The sequence below is a fragment of the Micromonospora sp. DT48 genome (genome assembly GCF_049844495.1).
Taxonomy (GTDB): domain Bacteria; phylum Actinomycetota; class Actinomycetes; order Mycobacteriales; family Micromonosporaceae; genus Micromonospora.
Genome location: NZ_JBNCLE010000011.1, coordinates 163,707 through 178,565, shown reverse-complemented (window position 1 = coordinate 178,565; position 14,859 = coordinate 163,707). Strand labels below are relative to the sequence as shown.

Annotated in this window: 16 protein-coding genes; 7 read left to right on the top strand and 9 right to left on the bottom strand. The window is 69.7% G+C overall.

Going from position 1 to position 14,859, the window contains the following annotated elements; translation table 11 throughout:
- The 7 genes from ACLQ2S_RS15535 to ACLQ2S_RS15505 all read right to left on the bottom strand — a co-directional run bounded on the left by ACLQ2S_RS15535 (position 1) and on the right by ACLQ2S_RS15505 (position 7,446).
- On the bottom strand, positions 1 to 1,872 hold the full coding sequence (locus ACLQ2S_RS15535) for an AAA family ATPase (protein WP_155220558.1): 1,872 nt from the start codon (positions 1,870 to 1,872) through the stop codon (positions 1 to 3).
- Positions 1,869 to 3,089 carry a hypothetical protein gene (locus tag ACLQ2S_RS15530; protein WP_155220560.1) on the bottom strand — a complete coding sequence of 407 codons (1,221 nt, stop codon included), beginning with the start codon at positions 3,087 to 3,089 and terminating at the stop codon, positions 1,869 to 1,871. The genes ACLQ2S_RS15535 and ACLQ2S_RS15530 overlap by 4 nt, the downstream gene beginning before the upstream one ends.
- A complete protein-coding gene (locus tag ACLQ2S_RS15525) occupies positions 3,090 to 3,740 on the bottom strand; it encodes a 4Fe-4S single cluster domain-containing protein (protein ID WP_309223612.1) in 651 nt (216 codons plus the stop codon).
- Positions 3,737 to 4,783 carry a protein kinase gene (locus tag ACLQ2S_RS15520; RefSeq protein ID WP_155220562.1) on the bottom strand — a complete coding sequence of 349 codons (1,047 nt, stop codon included), beginning with the start codon at positions 4,781 to 4,783 and terminating at the stop codon, positions 3,737 to 3,739. Before ACLQ2S_RS15520 ends, ACLQ2S_RS15525 begins: the two co-directional genes overlap by 4 nt.
- The gene (locus tag ACLQ2S_RS15515) at positions 4,780 to 5,559 is read right to left on the bottom strand and encodes a protein phosphatase 2C domain-containing protein (RefSeq protein ID WP_155220564.1); all 780 of its coding nucleotides are present in this window, start codon (positions 5,557 to 5,559) and stop codon (positions 4,780 to 4,782) included. Before ACLQ2S_RS15515 ends, ACLQ2S_RS15520 begins: the two co-directional genes overlap by 4 nt.
- Positions 5,559 to 6,311, bottom strand: a complete 753-nt coding sequence (locus ACLQ2S_RS15510; RefSeq protein ID WP_425701918.1) for a vWA domain-containing protein — start codon at positions 6,309 to 6,311, stop codon at positions 5,559 to 5,561. The genes ACLQ2S_RS15515 and ACLQ2S_RS15510 overlap by 1 nt, the downstream gene beginning before the upstream one ends.
- 223 nt (positions 6,312 to 6,534) lie before the next feature.
- Positions 6,535 to 7,446 carry a hypothetical protein gene (locus ACLQ2S_RS15505; protein ID WP_155220568.1) on the bottom strand — a complete coding sequence of 304 codons (912 nt, stop codon included), beginning with the start codon at positions 7,444 to 7,446 and terminating at the stop codon, positions 6,535 to 6,537.
- Positions 7,447 to 8,057: 611 nt separating this feature from the next.
- On the opposite strand from ACLQ2S_RS15505, the gene ACLQ2S_RS15500 reads away from it, so the two are divergent.
- From ACLQ2S_RS15500 to ACLQ2S_RS15480, 5 genes are all read left to right on the top strand, one after another.
- A complete protein-coding gene (locus ACLQ2S_RS15500; RefSeq protein ID WP_196222587.1) occupies positions 8,058 to 9,140 on the top strand; it encodes a hypothetical protein in 1,083 nt (360 codons plus the stop codon).
- A 593-nt stretch (positions 9,141 to 9,733) separates the two neighbouring features.
- The gene (locus ACLQ2S_RS15495) at positions 9,734 to 10,438 is read left to right on the top strand and encodes a Crp/Fnr family transcriptional regulator (protein ID WP_155220569.1); all 705 of its coding nucleotides are present in this window, start codon (positions 9,734 to 9,736) and stop codon (positions 10,436 to 10,438) included.
- 503 nt (positions 10,439 to 10,941) lie between these two features.
- Entirely contained in the window at positions 10,942 to 11,220 is a 279-nt protein-coding gene (locus tag ACLQ2S_RS15490; RefSeq protein WP_155220571.1) for a type II toxin-antitoxin system Phd/YefM family antitoxin, read from the top strand.
- Positions 11,217 to 11,627 (top strand): type II toxin-antitoxin system VapC family toxin, encoded by a 411-nt coding sequence (locus tag ACLQ2S_RS15485; RefSeq protein ID WP_309223613.1) that lies wholly within the window; start codon positions 11,217 to 11,219, stop codon positions 11,625 to 11,627. The genes ACLQ2S_RS15490 and ACLQ2S_RS15485 overlap by 4 nt, the downstream gene beginning before the upstream one ends.
- Before the next feature lie 485 nt (positions 11,628 to 12,112).
- The gene (locus ACLQ2S_RS15480; protein WP_155220573.1) at positions 12,113 to 12,586 is read left to right on the top strand and encodes a hypothetical protein; all 474 of its coding nucleotides are present in this window, start codon (positions 12,113 to 12,115) and stop codon (positions 12,584 to 12,586) included.
- Between the two features lie 157 nt (positions 12,587 to 12,743).
- On the opposite strand, the gene ACLQ2S_RS15475 is transcribed toward ACLQ2S_RS15480, so the two are convergent.
- Together ACLQ2S_RS15475 and ACLQ2S_RS15470 are read right to left on the bottom strand one after the other, a co-directional pair.
- A complete protein-coding gene (locus tag ACLQ2S_RS15475; protein ID WP_405430241.1) occupies positions 12,744 to 13,031 on the bottom strand; it encodes a type II toxin-antitoxin system RelE family toxin in 288 nt (95 codons plus the stop codon).
- The gene (locus ACLQ2S_RS15470; protein WP_155220575.1) at positions 13,028 to 13,312 is read right to left on the bottom strand and encodes a type II toxin-antitoxin system Phd/YefM family antitoxin; all 285 of its coding nucleotides are present in this window, start codon (positions 13,310 to 13,312) and stop codon (positions 13,028 to 13,030) included. The genes ACLQ2S_RS15475 and ACLQ2S_RS15470 overlap by 4 nt, the downstream gene beginning before the upstream one ends.
- A gap of 210 nt (positions 13,313 to 13,522) precedes the next feature.
- Here ACLQ2S_RS15470 and ACLQ2S_RS15465 point away from each other — a divergent pair, with 210 nt between their 5' ends.
- Both ACLQ2S_RS15465 and ACLQ2S_RS15460 read left to right on the top strand, forming a co-directional pair.
- On the top strand, positions 13,523 to 13,897 hold the full coding sequence (locus ACLQ2S_RS15465) for a hypothetical protein (RefSeq protein WP_425701917.1): 375 nt from the start codon (positions 13,523 to 13,525) through the stop codon (positions 13,895 to 13,897).
- A gap of 170 nt (positions 13,898 to 14,067) precedes the next feature.
- The gene (locus ACLQ2S_RS15460; RefSeq protein ID WP_230462772.1) at positions 14,068 to 14,826 is read left to right on the top strand and encodes a hypothetical protein; all 759 of its coding nucleotides are present in this window, start codon (positions 14,068 to 14,070) and stop codon (positions 14,824 to 14,826) included.
- Positions 14,827 to 14,859: the final 33 nt, after the last annotated feature.

Sequence of the window (14,859 nt, the reverse complement as noted above, 5' to 3'; positions counted from 1 at the left end):
TCAGTCGGCGCGGATGACCGCGCCGTGCCGACTGACCGACAGATGCACGGCTGCCTGGACAGGGTGGGCGAAGACGTGCTCGACCAGCGGTTCCCGCACCAACCGGTCCAGGGCGTCGCGGATGCTGCGTACGCCCAGTCGCAACGCCTCGGGCCGGCGCATCAGCTCCTGCACCCGGGTCACCACCGCCCGCTCGTCGACGGTGAGCCGCACCCCCTGCCGGGCGGCGCTGGCGACCAGCTGCCCCAGCAGCTTGCGGACGATCCGATCGACGAACTCGGGTCGCAGGATGTCGAAGACGGTGATGCCGCCGCCGAGCCGACCGAGCAGCTCGGGACGGCCGAGAGTGGCGGTGAAGTGTTCTCGGACGGCCCGTTCGAAGTGCGCGGTGACCTTGTCGTAGTCGGGCAGTTCGCCGCCGTCGAGCCAGCCGTACGTCTCGGCGGCACCCAGGTTCGAGGTGAAGATGATCACGGTCTCGGAGAAGTACGCCGTGTTGCCCAGCGCGTCGGTGAGCCGCCCGTCGTCGAGGACCTGGAGGAACTTGTCGAACACCGATGCGTGGGCCTTCTCTATCTCGTCGAAGAGCAGCACGCTGAACGGCCGTTGACTCACCCGGTTCGTCAACTCGCCGCCCCGCTCGTGTCCGACGTACCCGGGTGGGGCACCGGTGAGCCGCTCCGCGGAGTGCGCCTCCGCGAAGGTGGACATGTCGAAGCGGGCCAGCGCGGTCTCGTCGTCGAAGACGAACTCGCTGAGCGCTCGGGCCAGCTCCGTCTTTCCGACACCGGTCGGCCCGACGAAGAAGAAGATCCCCTTGGGCCGAGACTCGGCGTTGTGCGGGTCGGCCACGAAGTCGATGCCGACGGTGGCCGAGGTCAGTGCCCGGCGGACCCGGTCGACGGCGACAGGTTGACCGATGACGCGTTCACCGACGGCGCTATCGAATCGGTCGAGTCGGTCGCGGACGCGGCGCCAGGGGTCCTGCCGTGGGCCGAACAGCGTGCGCTTCATCAGCAGCCGTGGCTCGTCCAGCGGGATCTTCTGCAGGTTGCTCATCCGCCACAGGCCGTCCAGCTCGGAGATCGCCATGCCCTCGCTGAGGTTGGCCAGCACCCGCAGGTCCTCGGGTGCCTTGCGGGCAGCCGCCGCCTCGTGGAAGTGGCGGGCCTGCTGATGGAGGTAGACGTGCCGCTCGTCGAAGGTGGGCAGAGCCGCCTCGACGACCTGCACGTATGGACGATCCCGGTAGAGCCACGCGGGCAGCGCCGCCAGGTCGTCGGCGACCAACAGCAGCAGGTTGCGGAGGGGACCACTCTGGGCCGCCTCGGTCATCGCCCTGGCCACGGTACCCAGCAGACGCCGTTCGGCGTCGCCGCCCCGGTCGGGAGGCGACAGCAGCAGGTCGGCCTGGTCGACGAGGAACGCCGACGAGACGGTGGGCTGCCGCAGCACCCGCCGGACGGCGGCCATCGCGTCGTACGGGTTGGTGAGTGCTGGCGGAGGCGCGTCGCGTAGCGCGGCGGCGAACCGACCCCGGGTCGCTCCGGTCCGGTCCGTCGCGGCGGACGATCCACCCGAGGACCCACCGGGGTCGCCCCCGGCGAGCCGATGGAACTCGTGCTGGTCGGTCGGGCTGACGAAGCTCAACCCGTCCACCGGGTCGTAGTAGCCGGTCAACTGGTATCCGAAGATCGACAGCAGGCCGGCGACCGCCGTCCGCAGCGGGTGGAAGGAGCGGTCCCAGCGGACCAGGTCACGGACGTTGCCGTGGATGACGACGTGCCGACCGCGGGCGATCTCGGCGGTGACCCGTTCCAACCAGGCCGCTGCCGGCGGCGCACTGGGACGGCTCGCCGGTCCGGTGGTCACGACCGACTCCGGTCGTCCTGGGCCGGACGGGTCAGTGCCTGCCGGGCCGGCGGACGGGGGATGGCGGGCTTGCCTTCCCAGTGCAGTCCGTCCGCCTCCACACCCTGGCCGGCGAGTTCGGTGTGGAAGCGTTCGAGCAGTTCCTCGGTCAGGTCGCAGCGGGAACTCTGGCCGTCGACCGTGCGTTCGACAACCGTGTCGGAGCCGTCGGTGCGGTACTCCAGCCGGTTTCCGCTGCCGTCCCCGGCGTGCACGGTGAGTTCGACGGCCGAGCCGTCCGCCCGTTCGGCGAGGAAGACCACCGCATCGGCCCGCTCCGTCAGGCTGTCCGGCACGACTCGGAGTCCGGCGGCAGGCAGTGCGGCGCTGGCCGCCTCCACGATGAGCGCCATCCGGTCCAGCTGATCGAGTCGGGCATCGGTCGCGACAGCCACCTGCTTGATCCGCTCCCGCAGACCGGCGACCTGCCGCTCCCAGTAGTCGGTGTTGCCGGTGGCGGTTCTCCGCAGTCCGGCGACCGCAGCACGCAGTTCGGCCGCCCCGTCGACCGTGACCCCGGCCGCCGCCGCGTCGGCCAGGACGGTCGAGAGCTGGGCCGCCAGTTCGTCGGACTCGGTGGCCAGACGCATCAGGGATGCCTGACGGTCACGGACCGTCTCGACGTGCGCCCCGACCGCCTCACCGAGCCGGCGATGCAGGTCGGCGAAGCCGCGCGGATCACCCGCCAGCCGCCGCGCCTCGCCCAGCAGGGCACCGATGTTCCGGTGCCCCACCGGGTCGAGCTGCTCCGCGTCGGTCAGGCTCCGCACTGGCGCGACGGCCAGCTCCACCGCCCGGCCGTGCTCCACGCGGGTCAGTTCCCGGGACACCTCGGCGGTGAGCTTGTCCACCCGCCGTTCGGCGCTGCGCAACTCCCGGCCGAGCCGGCTCAGTTCGGCCCCGTCGCTGGGACGGCCCAGCCCAGCCACCCGACCGCTCTCTGCGGTGACCTGGGCATGCTGGGACAGTCCCCGCGAGCTGTCGGTGAGCTGGCGGAGTCGTTCGGTCAACGCGTCCCGGCGCGTCTCGGCCGCCCGTACGGCGGCGTCGAAGCGCTGCTGGCGCTGTTCCTCCTGACGTCGACGGCGTTCCTCCTGACGTCGTCGCCGAGCGGCCGCCAGTTCGGCCCGCCGGGCCGCGTCGAAGTCGACTGTCGTGTACTTGGGGCTGCCAGACATTCATCGACCTTTCTCGTCGGAGCTGGTGGCGGACGGGGCAATCGTGATCCCCCGGGTCCGCATGGCGGTCTCGAAGCCGGTGCGGAAGCCGGGCACCGGCGGGACTCCGATCCACTGCACCCCGTCGTCGGTGAGCCGCAGCTCGATGCCGGCGGAACCGTCCTCCGGCGGCGGCGCGTGCCGGTCGGTGAGAAAGTGCAGGCGTTGGTTCGCCGAGCCGCGCCAACGCAGGTCGGCATGACGGGCGGCGACGTACGGACCGTCCACCAGGATGTCGAGCTGATCCAGCAGGCGGAGGTGGTCGGGCTCACCCCGCCGACGCAGGTGTTCCATGGTCCACCCGCTGTATGCCATCACCGACCAGTCCCGGTCGGCCCGTACGCGGGTGACCAGTGCGCTGAGTCCGGCCGCCTGAGACATCGGTTCACCGCCGGAGAAGGTGACCCCGGTGATCTCGGGCGGCAGGCCGCCGAGCCATTCGGCGAGGTCGTCGACGGTACGGGTGGTTCCACCGGTGAACGGCAGGTCCTCCGGTGCCACACATCCGGGGCAGCGCAGTGGGCAACCCCGTACCCAGATCACCGCGCGCAGGCCCGGGCCGAGCACAGCGGTCCGCTCGACGACCCGGCTGATCTCAAGCGTCGTGGTCACCGTCGGCCTCCGGGAAAGGGGTCGGGTGCCCCGGCGGCGACCATCGCGCACCACGGGCAGTGGCGTCGCTCGCGCGGGTACACGTGGGTGGGTGCGATGGGGCACCCGACCAGCCGGTCGCGGGCGTACGCCAGGGCGGCTGCCCAGGAGCGCGGCCCTGGTCGGGCCGCCGGCGCGTCGAAGCCGGCGTCGAGGGCCTCGCTCAGCCGGCGTCGCAGCACGTCGGGCAGCAGGTCCGCCGGTACGGCGGCGGCCGGAGCGCGGAGGTCGGCGCCGAGTAGCCGACAGCGGCGCAGGTGGACGTTGTCGACCTCCTCCACCGGCCCGGTCGCGTCGGGCGGCACTCCCCCGTAGGGATGGAAGCCGAGACAGACGAGTTGGGCGACGAGCACGGCCAGCGCCCACGCGTCGCTGGAGTGGTCCCGCCGTCCCGGCGCCGGGCCGAGGACCTCCGGGGCGGTGTACTCGGGACGGGAGAACGGGCACGGTAGGTCCACCCCGGTGGTCGGGTCGTGCAGCTGCCAGCCGTCGACGTCGATGAGGCAGACCCCGCCGGTGGCGGTGACGAAGACGTTGACCGGGGCGAGATCACCGACGACGTGTCCACGCTGGTGCACCGCCTCGACCACCCGCGCCAACTCCTCCGCCACCGTGAGCCACCAGACCCAGGTGATGCCGGGCAGCATTTGAGCCCGGGCCACCGGGTTGAACAGCAGCGGCAGCGGAGCGAACAACGGTGGTCCGAGCCACGGGGCGGCGTATCCGACCAGTCGGTCGTCGTCCCGCCGACGCACCGCTGCGTACGGCCAGGCCACGACCGGATGGCCAGCCTGCCCGGTCCAGTCGGTCGGCTCGGCGAGCAGCGCCCGGATCCGGGTGGCCAACTCCGCCCGGTCCACCCGGTGCAGCACCTTGACCACCGTGTCGGGCCGGCCCCGGAGCCGGAAGACCCGCCCCTGGGAGCCGACCGAGCCGATCGGCGTGTCCAGCCGATCGGTCACCCGACGCCCGTCCCGGTCGACGAGCCATATGTGCATACTCATCGGGGCACCGCCAGCAGGAGAGTCTTGTCGTCGTCGGTGAGCGCACCGACCCGTCGGCCGGCGAGTATCCGGGTCACCGCCATCGGGTCGGGCTCGGCACCTTCGACGAGCGCGAACAGTTGGGCGAACGCCTCGGCGCCGGGCTGACGGGGCCGGGCACCGTCGTACTCGACGAGGAGGCTGTCCAGGCCGTCGGTGAACACCGCGATTCCGGTGAGGTCGGGCAGCCGGGCCACCCGCCGCCGGGCGTGACCTCGGACGCGGGCGACCGGCAGCAGCGTGGCCGTGCCGAGCGACTGATCCGCACCGCCGGTGGGGGCGACCAGCAGATCGAGGTTGCCGTCAGCCGCTCGGACCACGACGACACCGTCTCCCACCGCGAGCACGGCCACCCACGGCGGACGGGCCACGACGACGGTCAGCGTCGTCGCCAGGTCCTCGGGGGCGAGGTCCCCGACGGCCCGCGCCAGCGCCCACGCCGCGCGGCGGAACCGGCGGATCACTCGGTGCCGAGCGACGTCGAGCAGCCGGGCCCAGGCGGCGGTGGTGGCCGGGCGCTGATCAGCGGCGAGTGCGCCGAACACCTCCAGGGCGAGGGTGACCACCAGGTTCGCACCGGTCGCGGCGTACCGCCGGCTGCCGGCTCCGTCGGCGGTGACCAGTAGCAGAGTCCCGTCGAGTTCCCGCGTCGCGTAGGCGTCCTGGCCGCTGAGCCCGGCGCGGGCGTGCGCCCCGCCCGCCACGCTGCCACCCAGCACCGACCACCGCGCCGCCATCAGAGGTCGTCCCCGTAGACCTGACTGCGTACCTGGTCGAAGTCGACATGGTCGGAGGTCGCCACCAGAATCAGGTCGAGCAGCTTTCGCAGGTCGAGGTCGGCGAGGGCAAAGTAGCCGCTCGGCGTGGCCAGGGCGCGCATCACCTCGTCGTCGACCCCGGGCACACCGAATGCGAACATCTGCAGCCGGCGCGTCGATCGCCACTGCTCCAACCGGCGGGCGAGCGGCCGCCAGTCGTCCGTGGGATTGCCCTCGTCGTCGGTGGGCGTGCCGTCGCTGACCAGGATCAGCCGGGGCCCGCCGGTCTGCTGGGCATGCACCGTCTGCACGTGCTGACGACGCTGCTCCACGAGATCGAGTGCCAGTTCCACCGCCGCGACCATCGGGGTCGCGCCACCCGCCGTCAGGGTCGGCAGGTCGAGCCGGGATGCGGGTACGAAAGCGGCACCGTCGGCGGCGGAGGCCGTTCCGTCACCGGAGACCACCCGTACCCCGTCCGCGCCGAACGTGACGACCACGAACTCGACGTCCCGCAGCGCCCCACGGCCCTCCGCACGCACCGTCGGCAGCCACCGGGTCAACTCCTGGTTGAGCACGTCGATCGCGCGCATGCCGTTGCTCTGGGTGGCCGCCATCGACCACGAGGTGTCGATCAGGAGCGCCACGAAACGCCGCCGGTGCGTGTCGGTCACGAACGGAATCGCGTCCGGCTCCTCCGACTCGTCCTGGAACAGCGCGAAGGGGTTCACGGCCGGATCGCCCTGGCCGGCCAGCGGTCGCCCGTGGCGGAGGTCAGGCCGACGACGCCATCGGACCGGGGTGTCCGTCCCGCCCCGGACAGCGAAGGCCGTCGGGCCGCGTGCCCGGACCGGGAGGCGGCGGCCGGAAGCCGGTCGGAAAAACTCGCCACGTCCCTATCTGACGGACCGTCCGGCGCAAGGTCTCCACCGGCGCGGCGTCCGTCATGCGGGCTCAGCCGTCCGGGGCGTCAGGGAAGGCCCAGGCGATGCCGTACGCATGGCCCTGCTGCAACCCGTCGAAGTCCGAAGTCACCTCGCCCACCGAGTCGGGTTCCAGCCGGTCGGGCCCCGGTGCCCGGTCGTCAACCGCGCGAGGTGGCACACCGTCGAGCCGCCACGCGATCACCGGGCCCCGGTCCAACGGAAAGCGCAGCCGGACGGTGCAGCGCGCGCACGGCGTAAGTGGCTGGAACACGTAGTGCTCCCGGACCGCCTGCCCCGGTGGCACCCGGTAGTGCACGCAGATCTGGTGCCGCTCCCCCGGTGCGAGGGTCCGGGGAAGGGCGAGGGTGAGGCGGAAGACCTGTCCGGCGTTGTGCCGGGTCAGTTCGGTGATGCGCGCGCCGAACAGCACGTCGGCGCGCACGTCGTGATCCGGGGCGTCGTCGCCGGGCCGACGCGGCAGGCTGAACTGCACGGTGATCTGGTCGATCGCCCGGATCGCCGTGATGTCCCGCGTCTCGTACAGCTCGGGGGTCGGCGTGTCGAGCCGCAGCAGTGCGCTCATCGCCTGCACGTGCCAGGCAGGACCGGACTCGGATGCCTCGACGGAAGTCCTGAGCGCGATGGTGCGGACCAGCCGGGCGACCGCCTCGTCGATCCGACGACGGGCGGTGCGGTGCTGTACCGAGAGTTCCGTGGCGAGTTGCTCGATGCGGCGGTCCAGCCGGAGGTAGGAGTGATCGGGATCGAGGGCGTACGCCAGCTCGACTGCCCGACGTAGCTCACGGGGCATGTCGGCGGTGCGGGCGAGCAGGGCGGCCCGCACCTTCGCGCGGGTGGTCGCCTCTGGCTCCGTCCACGACACCCCACACAGGTCGGCCAGTAGCGGGCCGAGTCGCCGACGTAACGGGCTGCTCTGCACGCCCGCGCCCCGACGGAGTTCCAGTAACTCCTGACGGAGTCCAGCCTCATACGAGGGGTAATCCTCGATCGCAGCAGGCAGGGCCCTCCTCCTTTCGTAGTGGTCCGTCAGAACGGTGCGGAGGCTATCGACCCCTGTCCCGCCCTGGTCCCGTCGTCGCCCACGCGCGACCTTTATCTGGCCAGAAAATTGGCCATTGCCTGGCCAGCGGCGAGCACCCGCAAGCACAAGGATGGACCAGTCTCGTCGCAATCAGGAAACGGGGATCCATTCGTCGCCATGTGGGTACGAACAATCAATCGTCATAGCACACACAGACCGGCGTGCGGAGCCGCCGATCGGCCGGGTCAGGACCGGACCTCGGGTGCCCTGACGGACGTGGCCGCGCAGACAGGTGGGTCGCGGCACTTCGGCGAAACCGCTACCGCACTCACCGTAACGGCCTCCTCGGCCGACGTTCCGTCATCGATCGACCACGAACCGCTTCTTCGGCGGGCAGGGGCTCGCCTGGCCGAGTCAATGGAGACATTGTTAGTGGCCATCCAGGGGCGATCCTTCGGATGCAATCGCAGGGTCAGGCAGGGCTCATTCCGTATGGGGAAGGGGGCGTCATGACAAACGCGGATGATTCGATCCGCCAGCCCTTTCCGGCCAGATCTGTCAATTACGCGACACTCGACCGGGAGACGCATTCCCGCCCCGATCCGGCTCAGGGCGAACTGCGCGGGCTCGCCCACCGCGGTGAACTCGCCACCACGATGGCATCGGCGACGCCCGAGGTCCGCGCCCGGCTCACCGGCGCCGCGTACGCGATCGCATGGCCAATCGTCTTCACCAGGGTGACCCGCCCGATGGAACGACGACGTGGTCACTGGGCCTGCGCCACCTCCGTTCGAATGCTTGCCGACGACTGCCTCGACCGGCACCACGACGACGTGGAGGCGGTGGTGACCGATCTCCTGGCCAACGCCCGGGTACCGATCATCGATGTCGAACGCTGGCTCTCGACTCGACTCACTGCCGCAACCGTCGACGGTCACCGCCGTCGGCGCGGTGGTCGGGGCGCGTTGCAACGGCCCCGGGTCCCCGCCTGGCTGGCCCGCGAGCTCGACAACGACCCGTGGCTCACCGACCTGGCGGTTCAGATCCTCACCTGGGTCGGCGTCCCGACCACCGCCGGTACCGAGCTGTGGCCGCTGGACAGGTGGGCGCAGCGACGCGAGGCAGTGACGGGCGACCCGACCGGCGGCGACGGTGGCACCCTCACGAGGGAGATCGAGAGGGTCCTGACAGCCATGCGACGACGGCCCCGGTGGTACGCCGACTACGTGGAACGGCCACTCGGCCGCAAACACGCTCCCGTCCTCGCCGTTCCCGGTGACGGGGTCACCGACCCCCAGCCGTTGGTGCCGGTGGGACCGCAGGAACGGGACGAGGCGAGGCTCGCCGACCTCGCATCCGCCGCTGTCGAAGCGATCAACCATGGTCTGCGCGACGGGGGCGACCCGCGCGAGACGGTGGTTGAGGTACTCCGAATGGTCTTCGGCTCCGACATCGGCAGTGAGGAGATCGATCGTGTGCCCGGCGAAACGGCAGCCACCGACGAGCGGGTCTCAGCCCTGCTCGCCAACGACGCCACCGTCCGGCGGATCGTCGACGACGTGCTCCACATCATCTCCGACGGCCCGCGGTAACCCCCGCACCCGCTCGATGGTGTCCGCCAGCACAGCCGGCTCCGCTCCGGCTGCCACGGCCGCACGCCATGCCTCGGTGAACTCCCGTTCGAGCAACCGCCGGATTCGGGCCTGCTGCACCGGGGAGAGTTCCGCCGGCTGCGGTTCTGGGTCGGTCACCGCTCCTCCACCAGCGGACGGTGGCCGCCGACAGGCGCACGGCGTGCGCGTGACGCACATCCTGGCCCGTCCGGCCGTGCCACGCGTGGCACGGCCGGCGGATCGCCATCGCTGGTCATGGCCGTGACCGACTGGTCCCGGCTAGCCATGTCGCCTCCGATCCGCACCGCACGCCCGACAGGTTCACTGTCATCATCCTGACGGACGGGCCATCGGCACGGCCACTCCCCCGCTGGCCGGTGGGCGGCCGAGGCATCGAGTCGGTCGGCGACCGGGTACGGATGTCAGCGGTACGCCCTCGCCCAATGAGACTCCACGTCGCCTCCCCTCGTCAGGATGCTCATCCGGTCCAGGGGTATTGCACCCCGGTCCCGTGGCCGGTATTCCGGGGAAGGACGGGATCTCGCCCGGTCCCGCGTCGAGGAGGGCACCGCATGTCTGCCGTACCGCTGGATGGTGACGCGCCCTGGGCGAAGGGATCATTCCTGGGCCGGATCGCGCCGGCCGACCGCCAGGAGTTGCTCGCGCTCGGGGTCACCCGCACGGTGTCCTCCGGCCGGCGGCTTTTCGTCGAGGGCGCGCGTGACACCCACGTCGAGGTGCTCCGGCGTGGTTTCGCCAAGGTGACCGCTACTGTGGACGGCTCGGACCGGCTGCTGGCGATCCGCCTACCGGGTGACCTCGTGGGAGAGTTTGCCGCGATCACCGGCCAGGCGCGGTCGGCAACCGTGGCAGCCTGCGGTGATGTGGTGTCGACTGTGATTCGACAGGTCGACTTCCTGCGCCTGCTCGACCGCCGCTCCGCAGTCGCCGCCCAGGTCACCGCCGTGGTCGGCGAACGGTTACGGAGCGCGAACGAGCGGCGGGCCGAATTCACCTATCCAGTGCACGTCCGGCTGGCCCGGGTGCTCGCCGAGATCGCCGCCAGCTGTGGCCGAATCGCCGACGACGAGATAGTCATCGGTGTGGCACTGAGCCACACGGAACTGGCCACCCTGGTCGGTGCGGCAACGGACACGACCCAGCGAGCCTTGCGTACGCTGCGCGCGGAGCGACTGATCCGCACCGGCTACCGCCGGATCACGGTGCTCGACCTGGCGGGACTTCGCGCCCTCGCCGCCCACGCCGACCGCCGTTGAGCCGCCGTTCACCTCGATCATCACGTCTGTTCTCCGCTTGAGGTGTACGACGCCGACATAGGCAGCGGTAGGGCCGAGCACAGCGCCCGCGCCGCACAAGCACAGCCACAGTGTGTCGACGATCGTCGGCCCGGCCGTTGGCACCGCGATGCCAGCCACGTAGATCGTCGCCAGTGCCACGGCCACGGCTAGCGCGACCAGCACCTTCCTGAACAGCGTCCGCTCTTCGCGGAGATCTCGCCGATCCAGCCCACACGATGGGCGGGTGGTGGGTCGGAGGTACCACCATGCGAACGCGCCGCCACGATCGCAGGCGATCCGCTAACCCTGAGCTTGCCCGGCTCACGAACCTCGGGTCGTGCGCGATGATTCCGACACCACCCACCGAGCCGCCGGCCAGCGCCATGGTCTAGACCTCGTGGACCTCTCTGGTCGCCGGACAGGCAGCCCCGGTTTACGTCAGGAGCTAGAACCGTAGAACATTTAGTTCTACACTTGTGCCCATGGAACGCATCGGTGTCCGGGAGCTGAACCAGAACACGAGCCAGGTGCTGGCTCGGGTGAGTGGCGGCGAGACCGTCGAGATCACCGATCGTGGACACCCGATTGCCCGACTTGTTCCGGTAGGCAACGATAGGTCGGTGTTGGCCAAGTTGGTAGCGGCAGGGCGAGCCGTCGCCCCCACCGGCGGCGGCTCTGTTCCACTTCCACCGAAGCTCGGTGACGAGAGTGCGGACGCCGCCGCCTCCCTCGCTGCGATGCGTGACGAGGAGCGCTGGTGATCTATCTCGATTCAGCTGCCGTCGTCAAGCTGGTTCGGCAGGAGATGTGCAGCGCCGACCTTGTCTCCTGGCTCCACAAGCACGACGACGTGCCGCTGGTCTCCTCTGCTCTCGTCGAGGTGGAAGTACCCAGAGCGCTGCGCCGATCAGCTCCGCAAGCTTTGATCGGAGTGCCGGCTGCTGTCGGACGGCTGTTCCGACTGGAGATCGACAGCACGATCCGGGCGACCGCAGCCGCGTTCGCCGATCCGACACTCCGCAGCCTTGACGCCATCCACCTGGCCACCGCCCAGGTGCTGACCAACGAGTCCGGCGCGGCACTCACCGCCTTCGTCACCTACGACCGGCGGCTGCTCGAATGCGCCAAGGAAGCAGGACTACCCGTAGCAAGCCCCGGCCAGAACTGACCCACGAATCCACCACCCTGCCGCAGAGTCCCGCCGCCGTACGGCAACGCCGCCACGACACCGGCCGTGGCCTGCGATCTTGCACCCTCCGTTTGGGTATCCGTTTCGAGCGGGCCGGAGGTACCACCATGCGAACCACATCGCCACGATCGCCGGTGACCCGCTACCACTGAGTTTGCCCAGCTCACGGGCATCGGGCGGTGCCCGATGAACCCGGCCCGCCCATCCGACCCGCCGGTGCGGATCGCCGATGCGGAGGAGATCAACCCGTTCCGACTCCTTCTCGATCTCCATGGCCATGCCGCGGCTCGGACTGGGGTGGTCCGATGACGCCGACCCTGCTCGCCCGAGACGTGAGCACGGTGGCGCTTGGCCGGGATTGATGCCTGGTCGTCGTGGAGTCACATGGTCGCCGTGGCGTTGAGGTTCGGAGAGCGTCCCGAGGTCGCCGTGGTGGTCAGCCTGCTGGCAGGCATGGGGGCAAGATGGTTCATGATCGCGGCCAGCAAGATGATAGCGAGGTTGAGGAAGTGAAGATTCAAGCGCTCAGCGAGCTTATCCGGGCGCTGGCCCGAGCTGACTGGGATGCTGCCGATGCCCTCGTCGCAGAGATCGGTCGTGGCGGTTGGGTCGGCGGCCTCCAGGTAATCGGAGCGGCGTTCACCCTTGCTGTCAACCGGCACTTCGAACCGGATGCCACTCCCACCGATGTTGCTGCATGGGTGTCCACAACCCGTTCGCAGCACCAGGACGGAGACACCCTGCCGGCCCTCGAAATGGAGGGTCTCATCCGCGCCGCCCTCGGCGAACCTGAGTTAGTCGACAACATTCCTGCCGAAACCATGATCGCCGCCGAGATCTTCGTCCTCGGAAAGCTGCTGCAAGAGCAGAAGCTGACCCCGGCCGAGCTGGACGAGTTCGTGGCGGAAGCAGAGGGAGTGGCGGCAGAGTACATGTAGGCATCGCCGAGACAGGGTCCGGCAGCGTTTACGGACGACGGCGGGCCTCAGCGGGCGACAGGTCTTGGGACGGGCCCATGAGAGGTAACCGTCAAGCATTAGCTCCATGACCATCAGTGACGAACGCATGGCAAGGGTCGACAAATTGCCAGGGGCGTCAGGAGCGGTACACATCCCTTCGATGATCAATGTCCACAACGGTCACGGTGCGATTGTCGTCGTCGATGCGGTAGATGATCCGGTAGGTGCCTCGCCGGGCGCTGAACCGATCAGACAACGGTGGCAACAAACGCTTCCCGACCCGGTAGGGCTCTCGCACCAACGGCCCAGTCATGAACTCGTACGCGGCCACCGCGACGGCCTCCGGCAACCGTTCGGCGAGCGCTCGACGGACGGTCGGCGTGGTGCGCAACGTATACGGATCTTCCGGCAGCCGGGGGCTCACGCGGCCGAGGCGCGACGGGCGCGAATGGTCTCCGCAAGCTGGCCGGCGGACACCTCTTCACCTCGGGCCAGTTCCGCGTCGGAGTCGGCCAGCCGCCGCAGGGTGTCCGCATCCCCGAGAACCGCGACGGTTTCCTCCAGACGCTCCAAGTCCTCCACCGACACCAGCACCGCGGACGGCCGACCATGCACGGTCACGGTCACCCGTTCGTGGTGGTCGTGCACCCGCCCCACCAGCTCAGAGAGCCGAGTCTTCACTTCCCCCAACGGCAGCGTCGTCATGGTCACAAGTATGACCAAAATCCGCTGGGGCGTCCACCGTTCCTCCAGACACCACGCCGATGGTTCGCATGGTGAACACACGTCGCCACGAAACGGCAGGTCAGAAAGTTGCGTGGGCCGGAGGTACCACCATGCGAACCACACCGCCACGATCGTCGGTGACCCACTACCGCTGAGTTTGCCCAGCTCACGCGGATCGGGCGGTGCCCGATGAACCGGGCCCGACCGACCGAACCGCCGGTGTGGTTCGCCGATGCCGCAGAGATCAACCCGTTCCAACTCCTTCTCGATCTTCATGACCAGGCCGTCGCTCGAACGCCGGGAACCGGCCTCGATGACGTCCTGACGGAGCTGGCGTTGTCCGCTGCGGTGGTGTCCTGGTGGACTCGCTGGCAACCCTCAATGATCCACACCGCGTTGCGGGCGGGCGCGGACCTGACGGACATCGCGAAAGCGATTGGTCTCGACGCGATCGACTTCCTCAGGCGATGGTGGCGATGGGCTGATGTCCGCGTCATGTCCGACGCCTTGTGGCGGAGAAGCCTGAGGACGTACCGCCAGCAGAATTCCTCTTTATGGCGCTGATGACCTATGGCGGCCTCCCGAGTTCCGTTGCCCTATCTCGCTCCACGACATACAGCTCAGCTCCGGGCTGCGACGGTCGGCACACGAAGAGTGGACCAAACTCGCTACACTCCCCGGCTGTACCCAACGGCGACGGGGAGACGTGACGCGGTGCGCAAAGCAATCTGGGCGTGTTCGGCGTAGGCCTCGGCGTACTTGCCGCCACCATCGGCTGCGGAACCGCACCGGAGGCGCAACAGCCACCAGCCCAAGCGACAGCCAGCGCACCGAGCGAGCGGCCCACCTTTGACCCACCGCGCACATTCGACGTGTCCGACCCCATCCCGCTACCGGACAGCGCGTCACTGTCGAAGATCAATCTGGGTGGGCAACGCGTCGAGCCGCTACCCGTGCTACTCGACGGGAAGCGCGTCTGGATCTCGTCGGTGGACCGGCTGGAGCGCGTTGACATCACCTCCGGCATGGTCGCCGGCACGCTGCGACCGGCACACGAGCCTGCGCTGTCGCCGTCGACGCTGAACCCGTTCGTCGGTGGTAACCCCGCCCAACCGCCGGTCCTGGCCGGAACCGGTGCGCAGCGCCGTGTGGTGACAGCCTTCGCCGCCACTGCGCCCGGTAAGGGCACGACACCGCCGCGCCCGGTTATCGAAATCCTCGCCGTTGACGCCGGCACCGGGCGTGAAGCTCAACGTATCGAGATCGAGCCCAGTGACGAAGATCAGCACGAGTTGACGCGGAAGCACCCGGTCGTCATCGGCGCGTCCGGCCCCGTGGTCGTCGCCCAGGTCGGCGCCGACACCGTCGCCGTGAATCTCGATGATCGACGCGAGATCTGGCGCCGTCCGGATTTCGCCCTCGGAGCCGTCGCCGGCTCGTCAACGAACACGCCGCGGTCGCCAGCCCACCGGACGCCAGCGGCGGCGGGGTGAAGCTCTACCGCGCCACCGGCTGACTGGTGCACG